The organism is Ruminococcus flavefaciens 007c (genome assembly GCF_000571935.1).
GTDB classification, from domain to species: Bacteria; Bacillota; Clostridia; order Oscillospirales; family Ruminococcaceae; genus Ruminococcus; species Ruminococcus flavefaciens_F.
The window spans coordinates 13,560-40,045 of sequence record NZ_ATAX01000020.1; the positions used below are offsets into that span (position 1 = coordinate 13,560).

A 26,486-nucleotide genomic window follows, 5' to 3' on the forward strand; every position below is an offset into this window, starting at 1 on the left:
GATTCGATAAAAAATCATGAATTACAAAGAGGTGAGAAATGTGGTATATGGTTATTGTTGTATAAATACGAAAAAACAGTCAATAGAAAGACAGATAAAAAATATGAAAGAGTCATTTCCCGAAGCGGTCATAATCAAAGAAGTAAGTACGGGAAGATTTAAAAACTGTACCGAATTGAACAAACTGTTTCAGAAGCTTGGCAAAAATGATGTTATCGTATTTGACAGTGTCAGCAGAATGAGCAGGAATGCCGCTGAGGCTTTTGCTCTTTATAAGGAACTCGTCCATAAAAACGCAAAGATAATCTTCCTCAAAGAACGTCATATCGATACAGAAGCCTATAGAGAAGCTTTAAATGGCGTTATATCACTTTCTGTATTATCCAGCGATCAGGCAGATAATTCGCCTTCAAAGGATATTTTGTCAGCTATAGATCACTTCATTATGAATAAGATCGAACAGGACATATACAAAGCATTTGAACAGTCAGAAAAAATAGTAGAGGATCTGAGGCGCCGCACCCGTGAAGGCATCGAAACTGCACGTCAGAACGGCAAACAGATAGGTACTGTCAAGGGCTCTGTTCACGAAACTAAAAAAAGCAAAGCGTTCAAACCTCTAATACTCCAGTACTGCAAGGATTTTGAGGGAACTCTTTCCGATAAGGAGTGTATGAAACTTATCGGTCTATCAAACAACACTTATTATAAGTATAAAAGAGAATTAAAAAAATAATAATGACCCAAACAGGGCTTAAAGTGTAATTTTCTATAATCGCAGACTTTGTTACAATAATAAGATCATAAGCACTTGTATTTCATAAGCCATTTTCAGACGAAACGTTGATATGACAAAAATTAAAAAAATGAAAGGCAAGATCATATATGCTGCGAATTGAAGACTATTACACAGATGCACCGTCAGCGGGTATTATCACAATGCTCGAAAAGCCAGAAGTCGTAAACAGACTTCTGAATACGCTTATCTGCAATTTCAGAGGCTTTGACTTTATGAAGCTGAAGATCAATATGCACCCAGTAAGAGAAGAACTGGAAGAATTCAATAACCTGAACAATCATTACCTTGGTCAGATGCAGATGCTCCACGCTTATTATGACGGCCATCAGATAGCACTGAAACGTATCCTAAAGGACATCAATTACGATACTCATCTTAATACCAAGGTGTATTCTCCCGTTGTAGGTTGTCCCATAGATTGCTCGTACTGCTATACCAAAAGAGTCGTAGACCATTTTGAAATAACAGATAACTACAGAAAGCCTGTATTCCGCGGCTTCTATAAGATGATGAAGGATGCTGACGGAAATGATGTACCAGAACTTTTCAATATAGAAAATGAGAATCCTATCGACTGGTTCCTTACATATATGTCCGATTTCGGATGCTGGAAACCCGACTGGCAGGAAAACGTTCTCCAGCAGATAATTGCTGCAAATGCGATAAAACGCAGAAAAGACAGATGCGTTGAACCTTTCAGCTTGTCACAAAGCGTCCTAACGGTATCGATCTGAGTCCCATAGCTGCCGATACTGACATCCGCAATGTTATTATTTCCTGTACGGTCGACAAAAATGAATATACAGACCGCATTTTGACTCTTATCGAAAAGACCAAAGGCCATCTTGTTACCGCAAGTGTTGTTTATCAGCCTGTCCTTGAATATATCGAACCTGTTCATCTTGATGAACTTGTTAAGACATTCGGAAAGGATCACTGCTGGGTAATTATCGGCGGAGAGATAAATGTCAACGCAGTTCCGTTACAAGATGAATGGATAAAGGATATTGTTGACAAGTGCGTTAAACTTGGTATTCCACTGAAAATGCAGCCTGATCTGAGACCTCTTGTTACTGCAAAGAGATACACATTCTATGAACAGGAGCCTTCTCCGATAAGGGAATCAAAGGCAATACGCAAGAAAAATCTTGTTAAGAAGAACGCTGCTATTTCAGAGAAATATGAGACCTCTATGGCAGAGTCAAACCAAAAACTCAAGGAATGCGCTCCGATAGACAAGCTTGATGTTGCATCTTCCATCCTTTACAGTGAAGCTGAGATGATAGTTGAATGTGCAAAACGGCTTCTTGCAAAACTGCCCGATTTCGACGTGATATTCAGCGCCGAAACAAAAGGTACTCCTCTTGCATATGAAATTTCAAGGCAAAGCTTCAAGGACTGTATCGTAGCTCATAAATCCGTAAAGATGTATATGAACGATACTCTGGAAGTAGCCGTCAAGTCTATCATGGCTGAAAAGAAAAAGAAATTCTATCTTTCCGCTGAAGAAGCTGATAAACTGAACGGAAAGCGCGTTCTCATTGTCGATAATGTTATAGGTACAGCCGAAGCATTAAATGATCTGGAGTTTATTGTTGAAATGGCGGGAGGTTCTTCCGCAGGCAAGGTAGCTGTATTCGCAGAAAGCGAAGCTGTAAATAACAGCAGCATAATATGCCTTGAACAGCTTATATAGAGTGTTTTTTAGTTGTGAAATTCCTTTTATACGCGATACACGTACTGAGAAATGTGATTGTGCTTTATAAATTTACAAATGCATACAAGCGTCACACAGTTCGAGAGCTAAAAATTCCTCAAAATATAGGCAAAAAGTAGGGGCGTATGCATATGCTTCGAATCCCTCTCTGTCCGCCAGAATTAAAAAGCCTGTATTTCGGTGCTTTTCTCGAAATACAGGCTTTAATGATTTGGCAAGGGCATAGGGACTCCGCTTTTCTTGCTTTCGGGTAGGATAAGCTGCTTTTTCAACAATTTAATTCCTGACGCAAACTTGGAGGAAGCAAACAAATCTAAATAAAGATTGCTCCTGATGGAAATATAGAACTTCCCGTATTATGTATAGCTGATATAATAAAACACAATTCAAGTATTGAAAATGTTACACCAATTTTTCAAAAAACATTTGAACTCTCTTTTATCGTATTTCACTATACATTTGCTGTATTAATCTTGATTTTCAAATCAGAAATATCCTCCACATTAATGAATATGCTTATATTTATGGAAAGGTACGCTGCATTAGAATTTTTGTCCCTTATTTATAACTTAATGTAGCAAAAAGCTACCCAAAATCACTAAAAATGAATTTAAATGAATTGCTCTGAAATGACGTAATACAAGCGATTACTTGCAAAAAGCACAAATTACAAAAAGTGCTTTGGGTCTCTTCAATTTAATCATGATAAGCTGTACAGCCTCTTTGATCGTTAATACACATCTTGTTTTTGTATTCATGCGAATATCTCCTATAAATAAGATCAGCATTTCTACTGACATATGCTTAAAGCTGTATGTATAAAAAGAGCAGAAAACGGCGCTTTTTTTACGGAAAGCTACTTCATATTGAAAATTAATTTTCAACTTTGTGAAGAAGATATGCATAGCACATTTTTAAATTTACTTCAATAATACTTGACTATTTTTTTAGTTTGTTGTATAATACAACGCATAAGGTTATTTTAACCTTAAATATATTGTAAAGGACTTGAAAATAATGAAAAACGTATTTAAGAAAATTTCAGCAATCGCAATGGCATTCACTCTCCTCGGAACAGTAGTATCTATTACAAAGTTTGACAACACTCTTGTTGCAAATGCTGCTTGTCAGTATCATGACGGCTCAATAATAAACGGAAGAAGAATAGTTAATTATGATGAAAATAGAGCAAGAACAACAGGAGCCAGATATTGTAAATGTTGCAGACAGTTTACTGGATGGTTATACCCAAACCCAGTTCACAATCACCCAACTCCAGCCCCTACAAGATAATAATTATATTTTTGCAATTATAACATCAAAACTCTTCCCGTTGCCAACCGGGAAGAGTTTTTCATATAACACTCCTTAGCGAACTGTCACATTTAATGGGGTGGTTTCTGCTATCCTTGACGAAGTTATACCTCTTATGGATAATTGTGATAAGATTGCCGATTTATCTGCTGATATCTCCGAAATTATTAAAGAATACAGCAAAGTTGACTGGACTTCAAATACAGATATTCATAAAAAATATCCTATGTTCTCGATGATTTACTATATGCTTAAAACATGGTAATACACTATCTTGTTTCTTCGTCATTTTTTCTCCGTTTTACGAAAAAAGTGCAGCAGTAAAAACTGCTGCACTTTTTGTTTATCGGATCAGACTTACTGTACTGATGAGCTGATAAGAAGCTGATCGAATGAAGAAGTATCGTATGTAATATCACCGATATCAATTCCGCTCGATACCTGACTGTCATTGCTGAATGCTGACATATTCTCGGTGAGTATCATTGTCTGAATATCTGTGATATCCGCGAATTCGTCGTTTTCGCCGCTTATATCGGCAATATCTGTTATGTCCGTGATAACTGTGCTGTCACTGTCATTGAGAAGCTCGGAAACAAGAGCCTCATCGTCATAGATCTCGCTAAGAAGCTCTGCGCTTGCCTGCTCTGTATCTTCTTCAACAGTATCAGGCTGCTTTGTAAGAATGAGTTTCCATGTGTTCTTGTCCACATAGCCCTCCGCTCCGTCTGCAAAGCTAAATGTGTAAGTTGCCTGTCCCCACTTGAAGTTGCTTATTGTGAGAACGTCATCTGTATCATTTACAGAGATAAGGAGGTTTGAACCCCACTGGTCAGAAACTGTGATCTCGTCAGAATTGATATCCTTGAGAACAACAAAGCTGTGATCGCTGCCCCACTCGTTGATAGAGTCATGGTCGTAGCCCTTGCCGAAGATGTATGTATCCTCGCCACCCTGTCCAACAAGAATGTCATTGCCCTTACCTCCGTCGATAATATCATCCTCATTAGTAGTATAATTGATATTGTCATTGTCATCAGTTCCGACAATAGGAGCAGCTGTTGCTCTGATATCGCTTTTGCCAAGAACTGTTCCGTCATCGAATACGAACTGATAGCTGCGGTCAGAATAAGCCTCATAGAAGGACTTAATTATCAGCTTATCACCTGTTTCGTCACCAAAGCTGATTGCGAGGCTCTTATCATTTTCACGTACACTGTTCATATCGTCTGCACTATAACCATGGATAACGATAGTGCAGCTATCTGCTGAAAATTCGATAGTATCAATATCATAACCTACACCATAAACGTAAGTATTAGTGCCTGTACCGCCTCTGAGAACATCATTTCCTGCACCGCCGTCAAGGATATCATTGCCTGCACCGCCGTTAAGCTCATCATTTCCGTCACCGCCGATAATGTTCCAGCCAGTGTTGTCTACAGCAAAGAGCTGGTTATCGTCAGATGTACCGTAAATAGGTGCATTTACTGCTTCGATCTGATCCTGTCCGATAACAGTTTCGTCATCAAATACAAAGTTGAAGTCACGGTTGCTGTTAAAGTTGAAGAATCCCTTGATAATAAGCCTGTCTCCTGTATCCTCACTGAAATCGATAACAAGATCGTTATTGGGCATTCTTGTGTTATGCATATCATCTGCTGTATAGCCATGGATAACAATTGTATTCATGTCGGCAGAAGCACTGATAGTATCCACATCGTATCCGACACCAAAGATATATGTATCTCCACCGTGGTCGCTCTGAAGGTAATCGTTACCTGCACCACCGTCAAGAACGTCTGAACCGCCGCCTGCGCGGATCTCGTCATCGCCGTCACCGCCATAAAGGAAGCTGTCGTTGTCACCGTCATAAATAATATCGTTGCCAGCACCACCGTAAATAGTGTTTATACCGTTGCCACCGTAGAGTTCATCATCACCATCGCCGCCTTCGATGTAATCATCGTCATTGCCGCCGTAGATATGATCGTCTCCTTCGTTACCGAGCATACGGTTATCACCATTGCCACCGTTCACGGTATCGTTACCTGCGCCGCCTTCGATATAATCAGCAAGCTCTCCGCCTGTGAAGTTATCGTCGCCGTCACCGCCATACATATTGTTTATGCCGTTTCCGCCGTGGAAGACATCATCTCCCTCGTCACCGTACATATTATTGATACCATCGCCGCCGACAAATACATCATTACCTGCACCGCCGTAGAGAGTATCTTCACCGTCACCTGCTTCGAGGTAATCATCGCCTTCATCGCCATAGAGAGTGTCGTTTCCGTCTCCGCCGAACAGTGAGTCGTTTCCGTCTCCGCCATGAACAGTATCATTTCCTTCATCCGCATATACTGTATCATCGCCGTTTCCGCCGTAGATCTCATCATTTCCGTCATTACCTGCGATAACATCATTGCCATCCTCGCCGTAAAGCTCATCAGCACCTGTACCGCCGATAATAACGTCATTGCCGTCGCCTGCGTGGATAATATCATCGCCTTCGCCGCCGTCAAGGTAGCTGCTGCCGGTTCCGTCGGTGATAGTATCATTGCCTTCTTCACCGCGGATGATATTAACTCCGTTGCCGCCTGTGATAGTATCATCACCATCGCCGCCATAGATGAAGTTAAGGTTGTCACCGCCTGTGATTGTATCGTTGCCTTCACCTCCTCTGATGATGTTGAAGCCGTCACCTGCTGTGATAGTATCGTCACCTTCGGTTCCTTCGATTACCTGACGTGACTCTCCGCCGCCGAGTATCTTGCTTTCGCCTTCAAATACAAATTCATAGTTCTCGGGAACATTAATAAAGTCAGGAAGACCGATAGTTTCACCTGTTTCGTTGTTGACAAGAGTTATACCGCTGTTGATATCGATATTCAGGCTATAAGAATCAGCGCTGATCTCATCACCGAATACAAGCGTGCTGATGCCTTCGGAATCGTAAATAACATCGTTTCCGTGCTCGGCGCTGATGTAGTATGTATCATCGCCTGCGCCGCCGCTGAGAATATCATCTCCTGTGCCACCGCTGAGCGAGTCATTTTCGTCGCCGCCGTAAAGTATATCATTGCCTTCACCGCCGTTAAGACTATCGTCGCCCTCATCACCGTAAAGAACGTCATCACCCGTATCTCCGTTGAGAGTATCATTGCCCTCACCGCCGTAGATGCTGTCGTTTCCACTGCCGCCGTTAAGGATATCATTATCTTCTTCACCGTAGATCAGATCATCACCTGCGTCACCCTTTACGGTATCATCGCCGGTGCCTCCGTAAATAACGTCATCGCCTGCACCGCCGTTCAGTTTGTCGTTTCCGTCACCGCCATAGATCTTATCATTTCCGTTTCCGGCATTTACAGTATCATCGCCACCCTCGGCAAAGATAATATCAGGATTATTGGTTCCGTTGAAGGTAGTTGAATAATCATTACCGATAATTATATTCACATTAAGATTATCAAGGCTTTCCTTATATTCAGGTTTTGCAGCAAGAAGCTCATTAACGAATGAAGTCAGATATCTTGTGCCGTAAATATTGTCAAAGCACTTTATAAACATTGCAACTTCAACAGCTATTTCTTCATCTGCTTCGCCTGCTGTAAGTTCCTCAACAGCGATAGAATAATCGAGGATATTCTTACCGTTTTCGCCCTTATACAAATTGAGGAGTTCAAAATAGCTGCCTGAGATCGTCTCACTGTCAAGGAGATTATAATACAATGTCTCAAGCTGACCGAATACATTTTTGAGTATTGAAGCAGCTGTACTGTTCGGATTGCTTCCGTTGACGCCAACGAAATCAACATCCATGAATCTCTCGATAACAGCAAGATCTCTTGCATCAATATTTCCTCCTCTGCTATCGGGATCAATATCGTTTACATCGCCAAGGAAGTAGAGGATCTTCTTTATAAGTATTCTCTTCTCAATAAAGTCGGATGAATGCTTGAATGTCTCAACCATAGTCATCAGTTCGCCTGTAGTATCAGCCATGATAGCATTGTTGAGCGTCATTATGCTTCCGAAGGAATCTACGCCTGTCATGCTTGTACCGTCGCCGAAATCGTGAAGATCCTTAGACTCTACACCACTTACATCGAACCAGTGCTCGCTGATCTCAACAGGATCGCCTTCTGTAAATGATACAGTTGACTTATGTGTTACCTTAACACCGTTTTCGGGATCATTTTCACCCATGATCTCTTCAAAATCAACACTGATAGATTGAATACCTGCATCAGCGATGCTAACAAGTTCGCCTTTATCGCTTACACCGTTGGAATTACTGTCAACCCACAGGAGAAGCTTCTCAAATATCGTATCATTCTCGTCAATGATATTATCTTCGTTCTCATCATACTGGCTCAATGCATCAAATCCGGAAGTTGCTCTAACACCGTCAGCCTTGAATGTCTCATCGCCAAAGAGTTCTCTTCCGTTTTCGATAAAGCCGCTTCCGTCAAGATCCAGTGCAAGGAAGCCTTCAAACTTGCCTGCCCATGCAGTATTCTCGGCAAAACCGTTAGCGTCAAGATCAAAGAATACTTTCTTATCAAGTCCTATCGTTTCGATCTTTCCATCCCTGTTAGCGTCTATTATGAGCGGATCACGCGGAGGCTGAGCATTTCCTGCTCTGTTATAATCGTTGGAATTGTTTGACATCTGATCATGTCTCATTATATCGATGAGTCTGAAATCCGAATCCAAATTCGATCCGCCGTGATGATTCGGAGGAAGCTTTACAAAATGGAGTCCGTCTTCGTCAGAGATCTTATAACGATCATCACAGTCAACGAAGCTGAATGTAAAGTTTTTCATAGTCTCATCAAATCTTCTTATTGTAAGAACGTCATCGGAATCCTTGATCCTGATATTAAGGTTTTTCTCCTTGCCAACAGTCTCATACTCAAGAATAAGACTATCTATAACGATATCATCAAAGTGTACTCTGTTGCTGCCGAGTTTATCGAAAATAGTATCATGATTATATCCGTATGCGAATACATAAACATCGCTGCCTTCTTCGCCGTAGAGTCGGTCATCACCTGCACCGCCGTCGAGCGTATCATGACCCTCGCCACCGGAGAGATAATCATTTCCTGAATCACCATAGATCTTATCAGAGCCTTCGCTGCCGTAGAGATGATCCGCGCCGGTTCCGCCATGGATCTCATCCGATCCACTTCCGCCGTCAATACTGTCATCGCCGGCCTGACCGTAAAGAATGTCATCTCCTGTTTCACCGAATATATAATCCTTTAAACCTATATACTCTGATTCACCGTCATCGCCTGCAATAATATCATTTCCGCGGCCGCCATAGAGCTTATCGGTTCCGAAGCCGCCTACTATAAGATCATCGCCTTCATTTCCGAATATCTTATCGTTATCTCCGTCGCCCCAGAGCTTGTCATTGCCTGCGCCGCCATATATCTCATCTTCTCCGGATCCGCCGGAAACATAATCATCATCACCGATAACAGAATTTACTTCTTCATATTCGTCAGCGTAGATAAGGTCGTTTCCTTCATCTCCGTAAATTACATCTTCGCCGTCGCCTGCGTATATCTTATCATTACCGCTTCCACCGGAAATATAATCGTCTCCGCCAAAATAGTGATTTACCTTATCATCACCGTAAATGGTATCGTTTCCACTGCCACCTTCGATAAGGTCGTTGCCCTCGTTACCGTAAAGGGTGTCATCGCCGCCTTCACCATAAAGACGATCTTCACCGGAGCCGCCCTTGATTATATCATCTTCGCCGCCGCCGTACAGGATATCATCATCAGCCTCTCCGAAAATCTGATCCTTGCCGGGTCCGCCATAGATCATATCAACGCCGCTGCCGCCTTCAAGTCTGTCGTCGCCGTTTTCACCGTACAATGTATCGTTATCATCTCCGCCGTAGAGGAAATCATTTCCCTCTCCGCCATGGAGAATATCATTGCCGCCTTCACCATATAATTCATCATTATATATATATCCGGTTACGGTATCATCGCCATGGCCTGCTGTAACGTTGAGACTATAATTGACAGCATAATTCATAGCACCAAGCTTGATTCTTCCGGTGCTGAAATCCATTGCATCGCTGTCACTGGTACCCTCAATAAGGTGCATCTGGATATTATCCGATCCGAAATAATCAAGAATTCCCCATACAGTATCATAGGAAGGCTGATACAATTCACGTGCGATCCAGTCACCGAACTTACTGCCGGCAATGCCTGCACCAATAGCAAATACAATAACAGCCACAACACCAAGAGGTCCTGTTACACCAACAAGCGGCAATGCAGCACCGAAAAATGCAGCTGCAAGCTCCGAGGACAGCCAGCCGCAAGCGGTAGAAGCAATATATGCAGCTGATTCTTCACCGACTTCACGAGGTGTCATGGTACCGTCTTCGAGTGCATCAGCTAAACCTTCGATAAACTTGACAGTTGAATATAACTGTACTGCTGTCATTGCCACATTTGCTCCGACAGCTGCAAAACGCATTGTTTTGGTGAGTACCAGTTTTGCTCTGGTAGTATGTGCAGTTTTTGCAGCTGCATTACCTGAGGAGAAACCGATCTCATTTTTAGCAAATTCAAGGAAGTCATCGAGTCTGATATCCTTTATATCCCTGGTAAGGAGTGAGTTGTTCATCTTGAACTGAGTCTTGACTGAATCAAACAATTCTCCTGCCATGACCTTACTTGCGTTCTGACCTAAGCTTATCCTGTATTCAGCTCGTCTGTAGAAAGCCATTACATTGGGATCATCAATACAAAGCTTGTACTTTGACTTGATCTGAGCATCATCAATATTGCCGCCAAGCTTCTCAAATGCTCTGATAGCCTTATTAACATCTCCGTCTGCCTGCTCCATAACGTATATAGCATCTTCGATGTTATTATTTGCAGCTTCAATAAGTCTTGCTGCGTTTCTTGCATCACCATTTACCAGTTTGAGCATATCAAAGGCTTCATCAACATTATTGGTCTTTCTGAGGATAGCCATAGCGCCATCGAAATCGTTCTGTGCTGCTTCGAGTACTCTTACTGCATCGTGGCCTTCTCCGCCTACCTGATCAAGGATCTCAACTGCTTTTGCAGGATTATTTCCGACTTTATCCAGAACCTCTATTGCCTGACTTGATTTGCCCTTAGCAGCATCGATAACACTTGCTGCCTTGATAGCATCTCCATCGACCTTTTCAAGAATAGTAGCAGCTCTTGATGCGTTATTATTGGTTTTGCTGAGAATAGCGATTGCATCATCAGCATTATTGTTAGCTGCATGAAGCACTTTCAGTGCATCGTCTGCATTTCCATCGACTTTTCTGAGGATTGTAAGAGTATTGTCAACGCTGTCTCCGGCAGAATCGAGGACCTGTATGGCCTTGGTGGAATTACCGTTTGCAGCATCAATAACTCTTGCTGCTTCATGAGAGCTTCCGCCTACCTTGTTAAGGATAGTAGTCGCCTCATCAATATTATTTCCTGTTTTAGCAAAAGTGGTCATTGCTGCATCGACATCATTATTTGCAGCAGCAAGCAGTCTGGAAGCACTTCTGCCGTTTCCATCGGCTGCACCAAGTACTCTTACAGCACTATCGGCATTCGTTGTCCTTCCGAGAATATCTATAGCATCATCAACGTTATCCGAGGCAGCAGAGATGACTCTTCTTGCATCCTTTGCACTTCCGTCGACCTGATCGAGTATTGTTACTGCCTTGTTTGCGTTATTTCCTGATCTGCCGAGAATGTCGATAGCATCATCAACATTATCCGAAGCAGCAGAGATAACTCTTCTTGCATCCTTTGCACTTCCGTCAACCTGATCAAGTATTGTTACTGCCTTGTTAGCATTGTTGCCTGATCTGCCGAGGATATCAATAGCATCATCAACATTACCCTGAGCAGCTGTAATAACTCTTCTTGCGTCCTTTGCGCTTCCGTCTACCTGATCAAGTATTGTTACTGCCTTGTTTGCATCGTTACCGGATCTGCTAAGAATATCTATCGCATCGTCGACATTTCCCTTTGCAGATTTTATTACATTTGATGCTGCATTAACATCACCGTTGACCTGTGTCATGATCATAGCTGCATTCGGTACATTTCTACCGGTTTTATCAAGGATCTCCATTGTATCCTTAACACTTCCGTTTGTTGCTTTTACCAAACGTGCAGTATCACTTGCTGTTCCTCCGGCTTTTTTAACAATATAATCACTTTCTCTGAATTTATTTAAAGTGGCCAGATCAGCTGTAGCAGGCAGGCCATATCTTGTTTGTATATCAGCATCACTAAGTATTCCGAGACGTTCAGCCAATGTAACTCTCGATGCCGTTGCACTTGCAGTTGTATTACCTACTTTTATCTCCGGAAAATCATCCATTTTAAGATCTATTCCGCAGATCTTACCGCTGTCATCCAAGAAAAACTGTGTATTTCTTGTAAATACATCACTATACTCTTCTAAATCATTTGCCAGCAATATATTAAGGTCATCAACAGCAATGAATTTATTTTTCATTGCCTCATCTACTGTTTTTCCCATCCATTTTTCTGTAACAGTACATGGTAATTCGGTTAGAATTCCAACTTTTTTGTCGACAGCACTTACGTCTTTTCCGGCTACATATACGACTTTTCTGCCTGAAGCCATTGCTTCTTCTGTAAGCGTCTTTGAAATGTAATCGTCCATAGCCAAAAGGTCATGACCTTCTACAGCATACTGTGACACTCTGTTTACGCCACGACCTGCAGCAGCATCCCAATCTTTTCCTGATAATACTCTTGTCGCTAAAGACTGATCTCCGATAGCATTGATTACTTCATCTTCAAAGTCCGCTTCCCATAGAATAGCGCCGGCATCTGTATGCGTAATATAATAAAAATCAGGATTTGTGGTGCAGAAGTTATTCATATCTTTCCACAGAAAATCTCCTGACGGGGATTTACCTGAATATAAAATCAATGTATTTCCTGTTGCCGGAATAAACGAAGTTGTACTTTTAATTTCCGCCTGAAGATCGCTTACAAAATGTGCTAACTCATCACCTTTTAAAACGGCTGAAGTAACTCCGTTATCTGTTTTCCAATTTGAAACAAAGTTCTTTAAATGCTCTTTTATAGCTATCTGATCTGTTGTTAATCCCATAATTAATCCTCCGATATAGTTGGTTCACATTCAATTTTAACTGTAACTGATTTAAGGTACTTCTTGTTACACCAGCCACTATTAAGACTAAAAGCTTCATTAATCATACCTGTTATTTCATCTTTTGATTCCAAAAGTTCCTTTGGAACAGGTATCTTTTTAATAATCCAGATCATATCTACGCCTGTTTCGTAATTACCGCTTCCGCTGCAAAGCGTTTCCATTCTGATCACAGTGCCATTCCACCAAAGATCATGAAAATAAGGCATCTCATCATAACCACCGCCTATGTTTACTATATAGGCATTCCTTTCACGATCTGCACACCATTTTGTTGAGCCTTTAGAAAGAGTTAAAGTGTCATTTCCCCAACAGTTTTTCAATCCCATTGATATGAAAAAATCATAATCTTTTTCAGGTACAACTTCATAAATAAAAGCCATTACTTTTCCTTCCTTTCATTTAATATCACCGATGTTTCTAAGGAACATTCCCCCCTGCAAACATCATATACTAAGAAATGATTGTATTTTTTGATTAAAGTAAAAAACAATCACATCTATATCAGCATACATAAAGTAGATTATAGCATAATTGACATGATCTGTCAATGTATATTTCAATTCATTTTTACTACTATTTTTCGAATCATATATATAAGGCCATCCGATTTTACGGATTAAACAAAATGATTTAATTATCCGTAATACAATCACTATATAAAAATATATATGACCGGAAACACCGTCAAAGCCTGCTTTGTATGTTTTGACACATTGTACGAATCAAAGTAAAGAATAGAAAAAAGAGGATATCCCTCATTATTGTTATGACATCACCAAATTCAAAAACTTACCGAATCCTCTTGCCTCTCTCTTATATGAGTTTTTTGTGACTATGCATGCTTTCTTTATACCGTGATGCACTGAAACGCAGTATAGATGAAGAAGAATCAAAGTATGGATCGGAGGAAACGGATCAGATACTCGGCATTCTTTCGATAATGGCAAAGCTATATTCTGAACAAGGTGAAAAAATTGCAGAGAAACGGAACTATAATTGCACATCACAAAGCAGTTGTTAAAAATTACTATTAAACAAGGGGCAATAACCTTGATCAGCGACAGTTCTTTCTGTTAGATTTACACACTGAATATCCGCCAACATAATGAGTGAAAACATTTCTAAAATGAATATGCTTACATTTTTGGAAAGGTACGCTGCGCTAGAATTTTTGTCTCTTATTTGTAACTTAATGTAGCAAAAAGCTGCCAAAATCACTAAAAATGAATTTAAATGAATTAATCTGAAATGACGTAATACAGGAGATTACTTGCAAAAAGCACAAATTACAAAAGGTGCTTTGGGTCTCTTCAATTCCGCCCGTTCCGCGCGAATATTCGCCTTTACCCCGACATTGCTCTTATAAAACAGCAAAAAGTGATTAGAAATATACAAATTGTTATGATATAATAAAAAATAATAGTGCATTATGCAAGGTCGCTTATCTTTACAGCTATGAAAAAAACAAAACCAACGACAGTATAAAAGGAGGAATTGAAATGAACCTGAAAAGGATACTATCCGCCATTACAGCAGTAGCTATGGTCATTCCCTGTATCGGTATCACCACAGCAGGAGCTATAAGCTCGTCACCGACATACGAACAGGAAGATGAAGAATCAGAACCTGTATATGTACCTGATTTTCCGCAGGAGATTCTTGACGAATTCCAGATAAGCTGGACAGGTCTTACATTCAATACCCGCGTTGATAATTCGGATTTTTCTTTTGAAGATAAAAACAACCATTTTGAACATGACGGCGGGTATGCATTTTACGGCGACCAGAGCTTATTTAATGAAATCTCTTTCTGGGGCAACTGGCATGACTGCAACAGCTACACCATGTACCAGTCCAAAGCTTATCCTCTTCCCGACAACTATGATTATAATTCTCCTTATTTACATGTTTGTGCAGATATTACGATAAAAGAGGAGGGAGATGCAAGATTCGGCCCCGTTTTTGAACTCAGCGGCGGAAAATATGAACTTTTTGTGATCGAAAAGTACTCCGCGTCCGCATCTTTCCCTGAAGAAGAATTCATAGGCACATACAGCTCTGACGGAAAGGAATACCGCCTGTACAAGGAAGCAGATGACGCTGTAGAGGAAAACGCTGCCCGCCGTTATTATGCCGTATGCAGTACAGGCATTATACAAGAGACCGAAGCCATAGGCGAATATGATGACCGGATAAAACATTCATATGTAATGATAACAGATCATCTTTCCGAACTGAAGAAGATCACAGGCGAGGATATTACTCTTGACAGGTACGGTATGCTTGCAGAAGGCAGTAAAGGCATAGGCAATGTTTTCTGTGGCGTATCCTGCTGCAGCAAAAATGCCGTGCTCCCCGAAGAAAAGCTGTCATACGACGAGGACGGCCAGCCCGTTTCCTATAAGCGGAATATGATAAAAAATCTGGACGGTTACAGGTATTCATTGCAGACAATTAATAACTCTTTCCCTGTAACCAATCTGGGAAACGGTCAGTTCAGCACCACAGAGCATGAAAACAATTCATATATCATCCCCCGCGGCAACGGCACATTCTCGGCCGAGTCCTCTGAAGGGATATTCTCGTATATATCCGCAGGAAAGGAATATGACGGAACAACTCCTCTGCTTGACAGTGATTACCGTCTCGACTATGAATACACCTCTTCAAGTGAAGATGTTAACTTAGATGCGGTCGTATGGACAACAGAGCCTTATACAAAGTTCATTTTCGCCGAGGAAGATTCAAAAAATCTCAACGATAATTATAGTTACCTTGGAAATATCAAGCTCGGAAACGATAACTACAAGCTTTACAAAACATATCCCCGTGCTTATGACACAGATCCGTTGGGCACATATGAAAGGGACGGCTATACTTTCATACATTTAAAGAATGATAATGAGGAACAGGGAAGCGAGATCAGAAAGATATCTGTCCCCATAAGCGCTCTTGTCAGATCCGCAAAGTACTACGGCGCAGAAGCCGGCAACCTCTGCCGCATATCCCTTGAAGCTGATCCATCGTCCATCAATTACAAATTAGATGTACTAAAAAATGAAATAACAACAGATGCTCCTTCAACGGAACAGGAAAAAAATCCCGAAATGTACTCGATAGTCGGCTCGTCACCTGTAAGCGTAGGCAGGTATACCTTCGAAGCTTACAATGCCGACAAAATGTACGCTTACGAAAACGGACTCTTTACATTGGAAATGCAAGAAAAGAACTGGGCCGACTGTTGCTCTTCTGTTTTTTCAAGGCAATCTCCTTATATCATTGACAGCAGTCATGATCTGAATATGGAATACAAGATAAAAAACGGTTTTGACAAGGATTATGCAATGATGTATTTAGCATCCGGATATTCAGAGAATTCCGGTCATGTTTCAGAATTCTACATCATTGAAAAAAACGACGGCATCTCTGTCGAAGAATGTCAGATCAGTTACGCCGGAGGCGGAATGTCACGCCTGCCAGTCGATCTTTCCCCTAAATATGTAATGACATACACAGCAGGCGGACACGAGTATGACGTCTATAAGGACAGTGCTTCTTATGCAGGCTGCTTCTCCTCTTATTACCTTGACTCATACCTGTGCATAAGAAAGGATCAGTCCGACGACGCTGTCCTTGAAGGCAGCATAAATCTCGGAGAGCATTTAAGTCAGTTCAGCGACCTCCTCGACAGCAGCTTCAAAACAACTGATTCCACTCTGAGAATAACCACAAAAACTGCAAAGGGCAAGGTCGAGGTCCTGAAGAACGATATCGAATATGGCGAGACCGGAACCGAGGCAGTCATAATAGGCGACTTCAATACAGACTCACGCATTGATTCCCTTGACGTTGCCAGAGCAAAAAAGCTCCTTCTGGAGACATTTGCAGACGAAAAGACAGAAGCTCCTGCTTATATGGACACCAACAGGAACGGTACCTTTGAGCTTGCAGATGTAGTCCTTCTCCAGTCCTTCGTCCTCGGAAAGATAAAAACCTTCCCGCCGGCAGTACAATAAGACAATATAACAAAAAACAGGAAGATACCGGGTATCTTCCTGTTTTTTTATATCTCAGGGATATTTATTCCTTTATAAGCTCCTTCGGGATAAGGTCATAGTCGAACATTACCTCGGAGTGATTATCGAGAACGAGCTTCTTGTCTACTGTCTCTCCCGTGGCCTTGTTTATGGACTTTTTGTATATCTTTGACATACGGTAGTACTTATCCCCTTCCCTGCGGAAACAGTGACCTTCCTCCTCCAGTTCGAACCTCTCTGAAAATTCTCTTTCGCTGCGGAGCTCTCCGTAAAGATTATCCTCGTCACACCAGAGCAGCAGCTGGACATCCTGATCGGTATTGTTCCTGAAACGGTAATCTATGTAATTATAGCTCACAGATGTACCCGAGCTGAACGGCACTCTCTCCCCCTCATCGGGAGCAAGCGCATCGGAATGGCTGTGAAATTCAGTGACCTCAAGGGGGCTGTGCAGTATCAGCCTGTGCAGAGTATTGCTCAGATTGCATAATCCTCCGCCTATACCCGGCTGTATCCTGTCTCCGATTATGACTCTTCCGTCCTTGTAGCCGCGGCGCTTTGTGGTCTTGCCCACTGTACGCCAGAAGGAGAATATCTCCCCGGGATGTATCACAAGTCCGTTGAGCTGCTTGCAGGCAAGACGTATATTCACGGCCTTGTTCTCCTGAAGCCTTATATCTATACCCTTGCCTCTTTTTATAAGGTGCGAACTCTGCTCTGACACCAAATTCGGCAGCTTGTCCGTGCTGTGGGAGACAGCGAATTTATCCTTGCCGAAAAAATCCCGTATATGGCGCCTGCAGATCTCTTTCTGCTCGGAAATAGCATAGCAGGTGGGATTTATGTCGCAAAAAAGCTTATCCTTGTTCCATAACATCTCTATATGACCTCTTTACTTATAAATGTCACCGATCTTATTGTAAAAACGGCTGTGACGCCAGAACCACATTATCAGCTTCTCAACATAACGGCGCTTGCCTATGCGTTTTTCTTCGGGAAGCCTGATAAAATCCACAAGTACGCCCTTTATGCCGCTCCTGTTGGCGCCGAGAATATCGGTAAAGACCTGATCTCCTATGACTACCGCCTCATCCCTGCTCACACCAAGAAGCTCAAGAGCCTTAATATAGCCTTCTGGGGAAGGCTTATCAGCATCACATATATACAGCGTATCTATATTCACGATAAAAAGCTTCACGCGCTCTTCATCGTTATTTGTAAGCAGCAGCGTTTTCAGGCCTGCGCTGTGTATGGCCGCAAAAAGCCTGTCCACCTCGGGAGTTGACGGATCACCGTGATGAACAAGGGTATTGTCTATGTCGAAGATGACTGCGCGTATGCCCTTTGCATAAAGCTTGGTGTAATCAACAGCAAAAACACTTTTTGCATGGCCGCAGGGATAGTATCTCTCCAGTATCTTCATCTGCTGATATAATCACAGACCTTGTTGATCTGCTCGCAGATTGAGCCGCCGAAGCGGCCTTCAAAGAAGGCTCCGCCTATTGTAAAAGCCCACGGAGCAGCCTCTTTTACCTCATCAAGGCGCCTGTAGCTGTCAACGCTTCCCGCAATGCACACAGGAGCGTCCACCTCCGCGGTAAATCGCCTGTTCAGCTCCACAGCATCGCCTGTATACCTGTATCCGAGAAGGTCGAAGCCGTCTGCTCCGTTTTTGATACATTCACGCGCCTCTGCTATCATTACGTCTATGCTTCCGTCAAGCACCGACGGTCTGCCCGTTATGCTGCCGACATACGGCATATACTTCATTCCGTACTGTCTGCATATCTCTTTCACCGAGCTGAAGTACATAGTGCCCATCAGGATGTCACAGCCGCACTCCGCAGCCATTTTTGCACCTGCTATGCCTTCCTCCTCGGTATATGCCACCACCTCAAGAGCAGTCTTTTTGCCGCATTTCTTCATATAAGCAAAAAGCTCCTTCATCTGCGGGAATGGCAGCGCTTCCTCCTTGAAGCCGAAATACTCGGCCTTTGAGTCCTTGCACTGCTCAAATACCTCTCTCGCATCGGGTACTGTCCTGTCATCATGTGTAAGCATTACAATCAGTCTTATTTTATCCTGTTTCATTTCCCGTCCCCATTTTTATATATATAAAGGTTTCAATCGTTAATCATTGTACCATATATAACGGATAATGTCAAATATGAATTAATAATAACCGAAAAAAACCTTACAGATGACAAAACTCGTTTTTTGTGATATAATATAACCATAGACTTTCGGAGGTATCCTATGGATAAATACAAAAAACTTGCCTTCAATACGGTGATATTCGCAGCAGGAAGCTTCGGCTCGAAGATATTCTCGCTGCTGCTCAATAATCTTTACACAAAGCACATAAGCCCCTCAGGGATCTATACCAAGACGATGCTCGAAACACTGGCGCTGTTCCTGCTGCCTGTTTTCACATTCTCACTGACGGAAGCGATAATACGCTACGGTCTCGACAACAGATACAAGAAGAAGCAGGTCTTCTCCACATCCGCCGTTATCATGCTCGCAGGTCTGGCTGCAATGATTCTGTTCGTCCCCTTACTGCACCTGATCCCCGTACTCAGGCGTATTACGGGATATTCTGCCCTGCTGTACATATACGTATGTACCTCCTCACTGAGAGCCCTGTGCTCACAGTTCGTAAGGGCAAGGAATATGGTGAAGCTTTTTTCCCTGGACGGCATATTCGCCACCATGACGCTCTTTTTATTTAATATAGTATTCATCTCGAAGCTGGGCATGGACGTTAAGGGCTTCATGATCTCAATGATACTCTCAGACACCTGCTCTGCGCTGTTTCTTTTCATTGCAGCGGGACTCGGCAAATTTGCAGATATAAAGAGCTTCAGTGCTCCTCTTGGAAAAAGTATGCTGAAATTCACTCTTCCGCTGATACCCACAACGATCATATGGACTTTCACGGGCTTTTCGGATCAGCTCTTCGTGGGAAATATGCACAGCGACAAAGTCTTCCTCGGTGATGACGCTGCCGGTATATACTCCGCCGCCACCAAGATACCGAATCTGCTGTCGATGCTTTCCACTATCTTCTATCAGGCATGGAATATGTCTGCCATCACCGAAAACGATTCGGCAGGCCGTGACCGCTTTTACACCAGAGTCTATTCGGCTTATGAGTCAGTGCTCTTCATAGGCGCCGCTGTACTTATACTTCTGATAAAGCCTGTCTCCGCCATTCTCATTAATTACAGCACCTTCCCGGAGTACAGCACAGCATATATCTACACTCCCCTGCTCATCACGGCAGCTGTTTTCACCTGTCTGAATCTTTTCCTTTCGGGGATATATACTGCCACAAAACACACAAAGAACGCATTTTATTCCATTCTTGCCGTTGCTCTGACAAATATAGTCCTGAATCTCAGGCTGATCCCCGTCTGCGGCATACAGGGAGCCGCTTTTGCCACATTCCTGAGCTATCTGCTGTGCTACTGCATACGCATAATAGACGCAAGATATTTTGTACCCTTCGATTTCTCGGTTATCAGGACCGTTCTGAACACCGTGCTGCTCCTGCTCATGTGCATACCTGTAATATTCAGCTTCAGGGGCTGCTTATACTGGGAGATCCTGCTCACCGCAGCCATATGCGCACTTAATTACAGCTCCATCGCCGATACAGCCCTGAAACTGCTGAAGAAAGAAAGAGCGTAAATTAAACCGTTCCGCTTTAAAGCACGTTAATGATATACATAAGACGTAAAAAAGTCCCGCTTCTGCTGGACTTTTTTATTTTTAGCACACAAATGATATTTCCCCCACCGTTCATCGATTATTTAATGCAGATGCGCTGTTTCGGCTCCTTAAATTATAGCAAAAATTTATCACTCATTATTTAACATTTATAACAAACCGTGCTCTATTGCCTTTATCACCAGCCGCATCATTATCACATAGTCGAAAATATAAATTTTATGTCATAAATACAAGCTCAAATAGTAAAGTTCTTTGATAAGCGTTAAAAATACAGTAATTTTCTGACCATTTATTGCTAACAAGTAGTCGATTATTGCTTTTTCGTTAATAATTACTTTACAAATTCAACGTTTTGTTGTATATTGACATCAAAGATAATAAACAATAATGCCAAACTATATCAGGTAAAATTATGTATTTTACCTAACATTTCGTGCAAGGAGGGATCATAAAATAATATCATGGCATTACTATAAAGGGATTGATTAATTAATTAATTAATTAAAATATAAGGAGGGAATTATGAAACACAAAAACAATCCACGGGGATCCAAGGGCAGGCTCTCACGTGCTGCAAAGCTCGGTACTGCTCTTGTGCTCACTTTTTCCGCACTCTTCTCACCGGTGCTGCCTCTTTCTTCCGCAGATACCATGGCAGCCGACAAAACAGTAAAAATAATGCCGCTGGGCGACTCCATCACATATGGTATGGCTGATGAAGGCGGATACAGAAAGTATCTCAGCTATTTCCTCAGCCAGAACGGGTACACCAATGTTGACCTTGTGGGCCCCGAGGGCAAGGACAGCGCAACATTCAATTATAACGGAAAAAATGTGACATACGACGACAATCACGCAGGATACAGCGGTTATACCATTGTAAATCTTCAGGGAGGATGGATGGGCCAGCTAAACGGAATACTTGAGACCATGCAGAAGGGTGATTACATAAAGCAGTACTCCCCTGATATAATCCTGCTCCAGATCGGAACAAATGATGTCAACAACGGGCACGTCACAGACTCGGAGGAGCACCTTCATACACTTCTTGACTATCTCAGGGAAAAGATGCCGTCCGACGGCAAAATATTCCTGACCACAATTCCCGACCTCGGCAATTCGGGTTGGGGAAACAACAGCAGCAAAAACGGCGACATAGCCAAATACAATGAGCTTGTAAAGAAGGTAGCCAACGAGTACAGCAGTAAGAATGTTATTTTCGCCGACATACACAGCGTTATCGACGGTACGAAGGATCTTGCGGACGGAGTTCACCCCAACGCAGGCGGTTATGAGAAAATGGGCAAATACTGGTTCGAAACAATAAAGCCCTACCTCAGCGGCTCGGACACCCCACCGGCCGAGGATCCCTCAACTCCCACCGATCCCGTACAGCCTGTCACAGACGCGGTGCGCGGTGACCTCAACAAGGATGGCGTAATTGATTCGCTGGATCTTGTAAAAATCAGAAAAGCTGCCGTCGCAGGCTCTCCTGATGCGGATATGCTCAAGGTCGGCGATATTGACGGCGATAAGGACATCGACAAGGATGATATAAAGCTGGTATCGGATTTTATCCTCGGAATATCAAAGGAATTCCCTGAGCTCCCCGCCTCCTCAGGTCCTTCCGGTCCTCAGCAGGAATACCCCAAGAGCTATGATTTCCCTGCTGTAAATCAGCTCAAGAGCTCCAAGGACGTTCCCGATCCGTTCATATTCATGGACGGCTCAAAAGTAGAATCCCCGGACGACTGGTGGAAGCGTCAGGCGGAGATAAGCTGTATGTACGAATACTATATGTACGGAAAATGGCGCGACGGCTCGGACGACGAGGTCACATACAGTATCAGCGGCAATAAGATGACCATCAACATCAAGCGCAAGAGCACAGGAAAGACTGCTTCATTCCCTGTCAATATCAACCTTCCCAGCAAGGTACGTCACGAGGGCGGAGCTCCCGTGATCGTCGGTATGCATAGCGGTATAGCTGAAAGCACAGCTACCGCCAACGGATACGCTGTCCTCACTATCGGCGGAGATATTTTCTCCAATCCCGTCGCTGCCGACAGTACAGCACATACAGGTCCGTTCTATACATTATATCCCTACGGAAACAACTGGGATGAGCAGACAGGAGTTCTTATGGCATGGTCATGGGGATGCAGCAAGATACTCGATGCTCTTTATAACGGAGCTGCCAAGGAACTGAATATCAACCCCGATAACTCTATCGTAACGGGTGTTTCAAGATGGGGCAAGGCTACGGCAGTCTGCGGCGCATTCGACAAGCGCTTCAAGATGTGCGCTCCTTCATGCTCGGGCGCAGGCGGTCTTGCACTGTATCGTTATATGTCGGAAGGCAAGACCTATGACTTCAGCTCAAAGGGCGCTTCATCTTCATACAAATACGGTCAGAACGAGCCTCTCGGAAGTCTCCAGGCATCGGGAGAGCGCGGCTGGTTCAATAACCGCTTCATGGAATTCAACGATCCCAACAAGTTCCCGATGGATCAGCATATGCTGGGTTCACTCTGCTGTGATCCCGACAGATACCTTTTCATCATCGGTTCGTGCGTAAGCGAGGACTGGGTAAACGCCCCCTCTATGTGGATGAGCTTCTGCGGCATGAAGCACATCTGGGATTACGTCGGACTCAGCGATCACATAGCAATCAATATCCATAAGGAAGGTCATGCAGTTATTGCGGAAGACGTCGAGAAGATGGTACAGTATTTCGATTACCACGTTTACGGCATCCAGCCCAAGATGAATCTCGACGAGCTTCAGACATCCGTATTCAACCTTCCCAAGAACAAGGATCCGTATCAGGATTCATTCACATCCAAGTGGCTATATTAAAACCATATATACATAGCAGCAATTTATTTCACAGCTGTCTGTCATTTCAGCATGATTTAAGGTTGGTTTAAGACTATTTTAAGGATTATTGTTTATTATGAAATCATCATTAATAATAGCCCTATCTGCTATTTAGGAGGATGATTAACAATGAAAAAGAAAAGCTTACTGGCAGGCATACTGTCTGCCTGTATCCTCGGCTCAGCAGCAGCGGCATTGCCCACAGTCGCTGCAGGTGCTGCTGATATAGTATACGGCGATGCTAACTGCGACGGAAAGGTTGATCTTTCCGATGCCGTACTCATCATGCAGTGCCTTGCTAATCCCTCAAAGTACGGAACTGACGGAACAGCCCAGGGCCATATCACAGCTCAGGGAAGAATCAACGGTGACGTATGCGAGCGCGGAGGCGGTCTTACCCCCGATGACGCTCTGGCTATCCAGAAGTGGCTCATCAACGCTATTCCCAGCCTCCCTGAGTCATATCTCCCGGGATATGTAGAGGGTACAACAACCACAGCTCAGACTACCACCGTGACTACAACTACTACATCAGTGGTTACAGTTCCCAAGGAGGAAGTCGAGACAAAGATCCATCTCAACGGATCATCTATCACAGTTGAAGGCAAGTATGCAGTTGCCAACGGTTCAACCGTTACTATCTCTCATTCGGGTAATTACTACATCGACGGTACTCTGAACAACGGTCAGATCTACGTTGAGGTTCCCGATGACAAGGCTGATCCCGACACTGTAAAGCTTATACTCAACGGTGTAAATATCACCGGTCAGAACGCTCCTGCTATTTTAGTAAAGAACGCTGACAAGACTTCAATCACTATCTCCGACGGAAAGGAAAATGTGATTTCCGACGGTACATCCGCTTATGCAGGTGACAACGAGGGCAACGCTGTCATCGAGGCAAAGGACGATCTTACTATCAAGGGCGGCGACGCAGGTACAGGTACTCTCACCGTAAACGCCAACGTTCAGCCTGCTATCTCATGTAACAACGATATAAAGATCACAGGCGGTATCATCAACATAAATACCCTCAACGAGACAGAAGGTCAGGACGGTATCAAGGGCAAGACCTCTCTCCTGATCAAGGGCGGTACAGTTAACGTTGACTCCAAGGGCGACGGCATCAAGTCCTCAAAGGGCAACCTCGACATCGAGGGCGGTACAGTCACCATCAAGTCAAGCAAGGACGCTATCCAGGCTGAGACTGCTATCAATATCTCAGGCGGTAACATCAACGCATTCGGAGACAGAGGCCTCACAAGTGCCGGAACTATCGACCTTACAGGCGGTACATTACTCGCTACAGCTTACGACAACCAGTATGCAGGCACTCTCACTGCTTCACAGTCAACAATCGTGCTTGACTTCGTAAAGGAGTGGTCCAAGAACAATCCTATTGCCCTCACAGATTCTTCAAACAAGACTATCATTGAGGAAAATACTCTCAGAAAGTACAAGTATGCAGTAGTTTCATCTTCAGACCTCAGCACATCCGCTGATTACAAGGTATTTGCAGGCGGTATCAAGATGAAGCACAGCACAGGCAACACCTTCAAGGGCGGCACTCCCGCTTCCTATAAGGATGTAAACAACGATCTTGAAAACGAAGAACAGCTCTACGGCAAATTCTTTGACCTGAGTCTCGTTCACAAGGTTGAAGTCAAAATGTCCGATAACGACTGGAACAATTTCATGAGAGCCGCACAGCAGGAGGAATGGGCTCCCTGTGATCTCATCATCGACGGCGAAGAGTTCAAGAATGTCGGTATCAGAACCAAAGGCAACAGCTCTCGTATGATGGTAAACAACGGCAAGTACAGCTTCCGCTTCAAGCTTGATAAGTACGACAAGTACACCAACTATCACGGTCTTACAGAATTCTGTCTGAATAACTTCTATTCTGACGCTTCATTCATGAGAGACCTTATCTGCTATGACGCTATGTACGAAATAGACGGCGTTGCTCCCAAGAGCAGCTATACCGATATGTATCTGAACGGTAAGCTTTACAGCTTCTATTACGCACTTGAGCAGCCCGGCACTACACTTGCAGAGCGCTACGGTATTGACGATGATACTAACCTCTACAAGGCTACCGAGAGAAGCAATCAGGGCGGCGGCATGATGATGATGGGAGGAGACAGCTACAGTACATTTACACAGAAAATGCCTGTAAGCAACCTCGATCTCAAGTTCGGCAACGACGAACAGCTCCAGCACCTTGAAGATCTCAAGTCTGCAATAAACAGAGTAAATTCAAGCAACTACAAGTTCATTGAGGACATCATGGACGTTCCCAGCTTCCTCAAGGGCTTCGCAGTTAACTCCGTAATGTGCAACTACGACAGCTACAACGGCTCACTTGCACATAACTACTACCTCATCTACACAGGCGGAAAGCACTATTTCGTTGGCTGGGACTACAATCTCTCCCTCGGTGCTTTCATGGGCGGCACAGACGCTGTTAATTCAGATGTTACAACAAGCCTCTATCAGGCTGAGGTTTCTGACCGTCCTTTCGCTAAGCTCCTTCAGATTCCCGAGTACTATGATATGTACGTAGGATATGTAAAGGAAATAGTTAATTACTACAGCAACCCCGAGCAGTACGTTTCCAATTATGCTACAATGATCCGTCCTCACGTTCAGTCAGATCCGCTGTCATTCTTCACCGTTGATCAGTTCGACTCAACTACAAAGAAGTCTGCAAACGGTCTCCAGACAAGCGGCAACGGCCAGCAGCAGAATCCTTGGGGCCAGCAGGGTC

General features: G+C 43.3%; 13 protein-coding genes. 8 read left to right on the forward strand and 5 right to left on the reverse strand.

The window, feature by feature from the left end:
• The first annotated feature begins 103 nt into the window (after positions 1-103).
• The 4 genes from RF007C_RS06250 (at position 104) to RF007C_RS17240 (ending at position 3,809) form a co-directional block, all read left to right on the forward strand.
• Positions 104-736: a recombinase family protein gene (locus RF007C_RS06250; RefSeq protein WP_242823105.1), complete on the forward strand. Its 633-nt coding sequence runs from the start codon at positions 104-106 to the stop codon at positions 734-736.
• A gap of 149 nt (positions 737-885) precedes the next feature.
• Entirely contained in the window at positions 886-1,533 is a 648-nt protein-coding gene (locus tag RF007C_RS06255; protein WP_037298309.1) for a hypothetical protein, read from the forward strand.
• Positions 1,534-1,538: 5 nt separating this feature from the next.
• Positions 1,539-2,495: a DUF5131 family protein gene (locus tag RF007C_RS18010; protein WP_242836277.1), complete on the forward strand. Its 957-nt coding sequence runs from the start codon at positions 1,539-1,541 to the stop codon at positions 2,493-2,495.
• Positions 2,496-3,533: 1,038 nt separating this feature from the next.
• Entirely contained in the window at positions 3,534-3,809 is a 276-nt protein-coding gene (locus tag RF007C_RS17240) for a hypothetical protein (RefSeq protein ID WP_152537152.1), read from the forward strand.
• A 378-nt stretch (positions 3,810-4,187) separates the two neighbouring features.
• Here the strand turns inward: RF007C_RS17240 and RF007C_RS18185 are convergent, their stop codons facing one another.
• Together RF007C_RS18185 and RF007C_RS06275 are read right to left on the reverse strand one after the other, a co-directional pair.
• Positions 4,188-13,001, reverse strand: a complete 8,814-nt coding sequence (locus RF007C_RS18185; protein WP_037298314.1) for a calcium-binding protein — start codon at positions 12,999-13,001, stop codon at positions 4,188-4,190.
• A gap of 2 nt (positions 13,002-13,003) precedes the next feature.
• Positions 13,004-13,444: a hypothetical protein gene (locus RF007C_RS06275; protein WP_037298316.1), complete on the reverse strand. Its 441-nt coding sequence runs from the start codon at positions 13,442-13,444 to the stop codon at positions 13,004-13,006.
• A gap of 1,119 nt (positions 13,445-14,563) precedes the next feature.
• Between RF007C_RS06275 and RF007C_RS06280 the strand changes: the two genes are divergently transcribed.
• Positions 14,564-17,080, forward strand: coding sequence for a dockerin type I domain-containing protein (locus tag RF007C_RS06280; RefSeq protein WP_037298317.1), 2,517 nt, complete (start codon positions 14,564-14,566; stop codon positions 17,078-17,080).
• Between the two features lie 64 nt (positions 17,081-17,144).
• Here RF007C_RS06280 and RF007C_RS17865 read toward each other — a convergent pair whose 3' ends face one another.
• Genes RF007C_RS17865 through RF007C_RS06295 form a run of 3 tightly spaced genes read right to left on the reverse strand, consistent with a single transcriptional unit; the run spans position 17,145 to position 19,192 of the window.
• Positions 17,145-17,978 carry a VanW family protein gene (locus RF007C_RS17865; RefSeq protein ID WP_037298319.1) on the reverse strand — a complete coding sequence of 278 codons (834 nt, stop codon included), beginning with the start codon at positions 17,976-17,978 and terminating at the stop codon, positions 17,145-17,147.
• Positions 17,979-17,993: 15 nt separating this feature from the next.
• Positions 17,994-18,524: a YqeG family HAD IIIA-type phosphatase gene (locus RF007C_RS17870; protein WP_206537800.1), complete on the reverse strand. Its 531-nt coding sequence runs from the start codon at positions 18,522-18,524 to the stop codon at positions 17,994-17,996.
• Entirely contained in the window at positions 18,521-19,192 is a 672-nt protein-coding gene (locus RF007C_RS06295) for a hypothetical protein (protein ID WP_019680388.1), read from the reverse strand. The genes RF007C_RS17870 and RF007C_RS06295 overlap by 4 nt, the downstream gene beginning before the upstream one ends.
• A 165-nt stretch (positions 19,193-19,357) precedes the next feature.
• Between RF007C_RS06295 and RF007C_RS06300 the strand changes: the two genes are divergently transcribed.
• From RF007C_RS06300 to RF007C_RS06310, 3 genes are all read left to right on the forward strand, one after another.
• On the forward strand, positions 19,358-20,794 hold the full coding sequence (locus RF007C_RS06300; protein WP_037298320.1) for a lipopolysaccharide biosynthesis protein: 1,437 nt from the start codon (positions 19,358-19,360) through the stop codon (positions 20,792-20,794).
• 564 nt (positions 20,795-21,358) lie between these two features.
• Entirely contained in the window at positions 21,359-23,695 is a 2,337-nt protein-coding gene (locus RF007C_RS06305) for an SGNH/GDSL hydrolase family protein (protein WP_037298323.1), read from the forward strand.
• A 150-nt stretch (positions 23,696-23,845) separates the two neighbouring features.
• Positions 23,846-26,486, forward strand: a 2,641-nt coding sequence (locus tag RF007C_RS06310; protein WP_037298326.1) for a carbohydrate-binding domain-containing protein, incomplete at its 3' end; no start/stop codon positions are given.

Bases quoted from the DNA above. Each gene is read 5' to 3' on its own strand.
- RF007C_RS06250 (WP_242823105.1), top strand. From the start codon at position 104: ATGAAAGAGTCATTTCCCGAAGCGGTCATAATCAAAGAAGTAAGTACG.
- RF007C_RS06255 (WP_037298309.1), top strand. From the start codon at position 886: ATGCTGCGAATTGAAGACTATTACACAGATGCACCGTCAGCGGGTATT.
- RF007C_RS17240 (WP_152537152.1), top strand. From the start codon at position 3,534: ATGAAAAACGTATTTAAGAAAATTTCAGCAATCGCAATGGCATTCACT.
- RF007C_RS18185 (WP_037298314.1), bottom strand. From the start codon at position 13,001: ATGGGATTAACAACAGATCAGATAGCTATAAAAGAGCATTTAAAGAAC.
- RF007C_RS06275 (WP_037298316.1), bottom strand. From the start codon at position 13,444: ATGGCTTTTATTTATGAAGTTGTACCTGAAAAAGATTATGATTTTTTC.
- RF007C_RS06280 (WP_037298317.1), top strand. From the start codon at position 14,564: ATGAACCTGAAAAGGATACTATCCGCCATTACAGCAGTAGCTATGGTC.
- RF007C_RS17865 (WP_037298319.1), bottom strand. From the start codon at position 17,978: ATGTTATGGAACAAGGATAAGCTTTTTTGCGACATAAATCCCACCTGC.
- RF007C_RS17870 (WP_206537800.1), bottom strand. From the start codon at position 18,524: ATGAAGATACTGGAGAGATACTATCCCTGCGGCCATGCAAAAAGTGTT.
- RF007C_RS06295 (WP_019680388.1), bottom strand. From the start codon at position 19,192: ATGAAACAGGATAAAATAAGACTGATTGTAATGCTTACACATGATGAC.
- RF007C_RS06300 (WP_037298320.1), top strand. From the start codon at position 19,358: ATGGATAAATACAAAAAACTTGCCTTCAATACGGTGATATTCGCAGCA.
- RF007C_RS06305 (WP_037298323.1), top strand. From the start codon at position 21,359: ATGAAACACAAAAACAATCCACGGGGATCCAAGGGCAGGCTCTCACGT.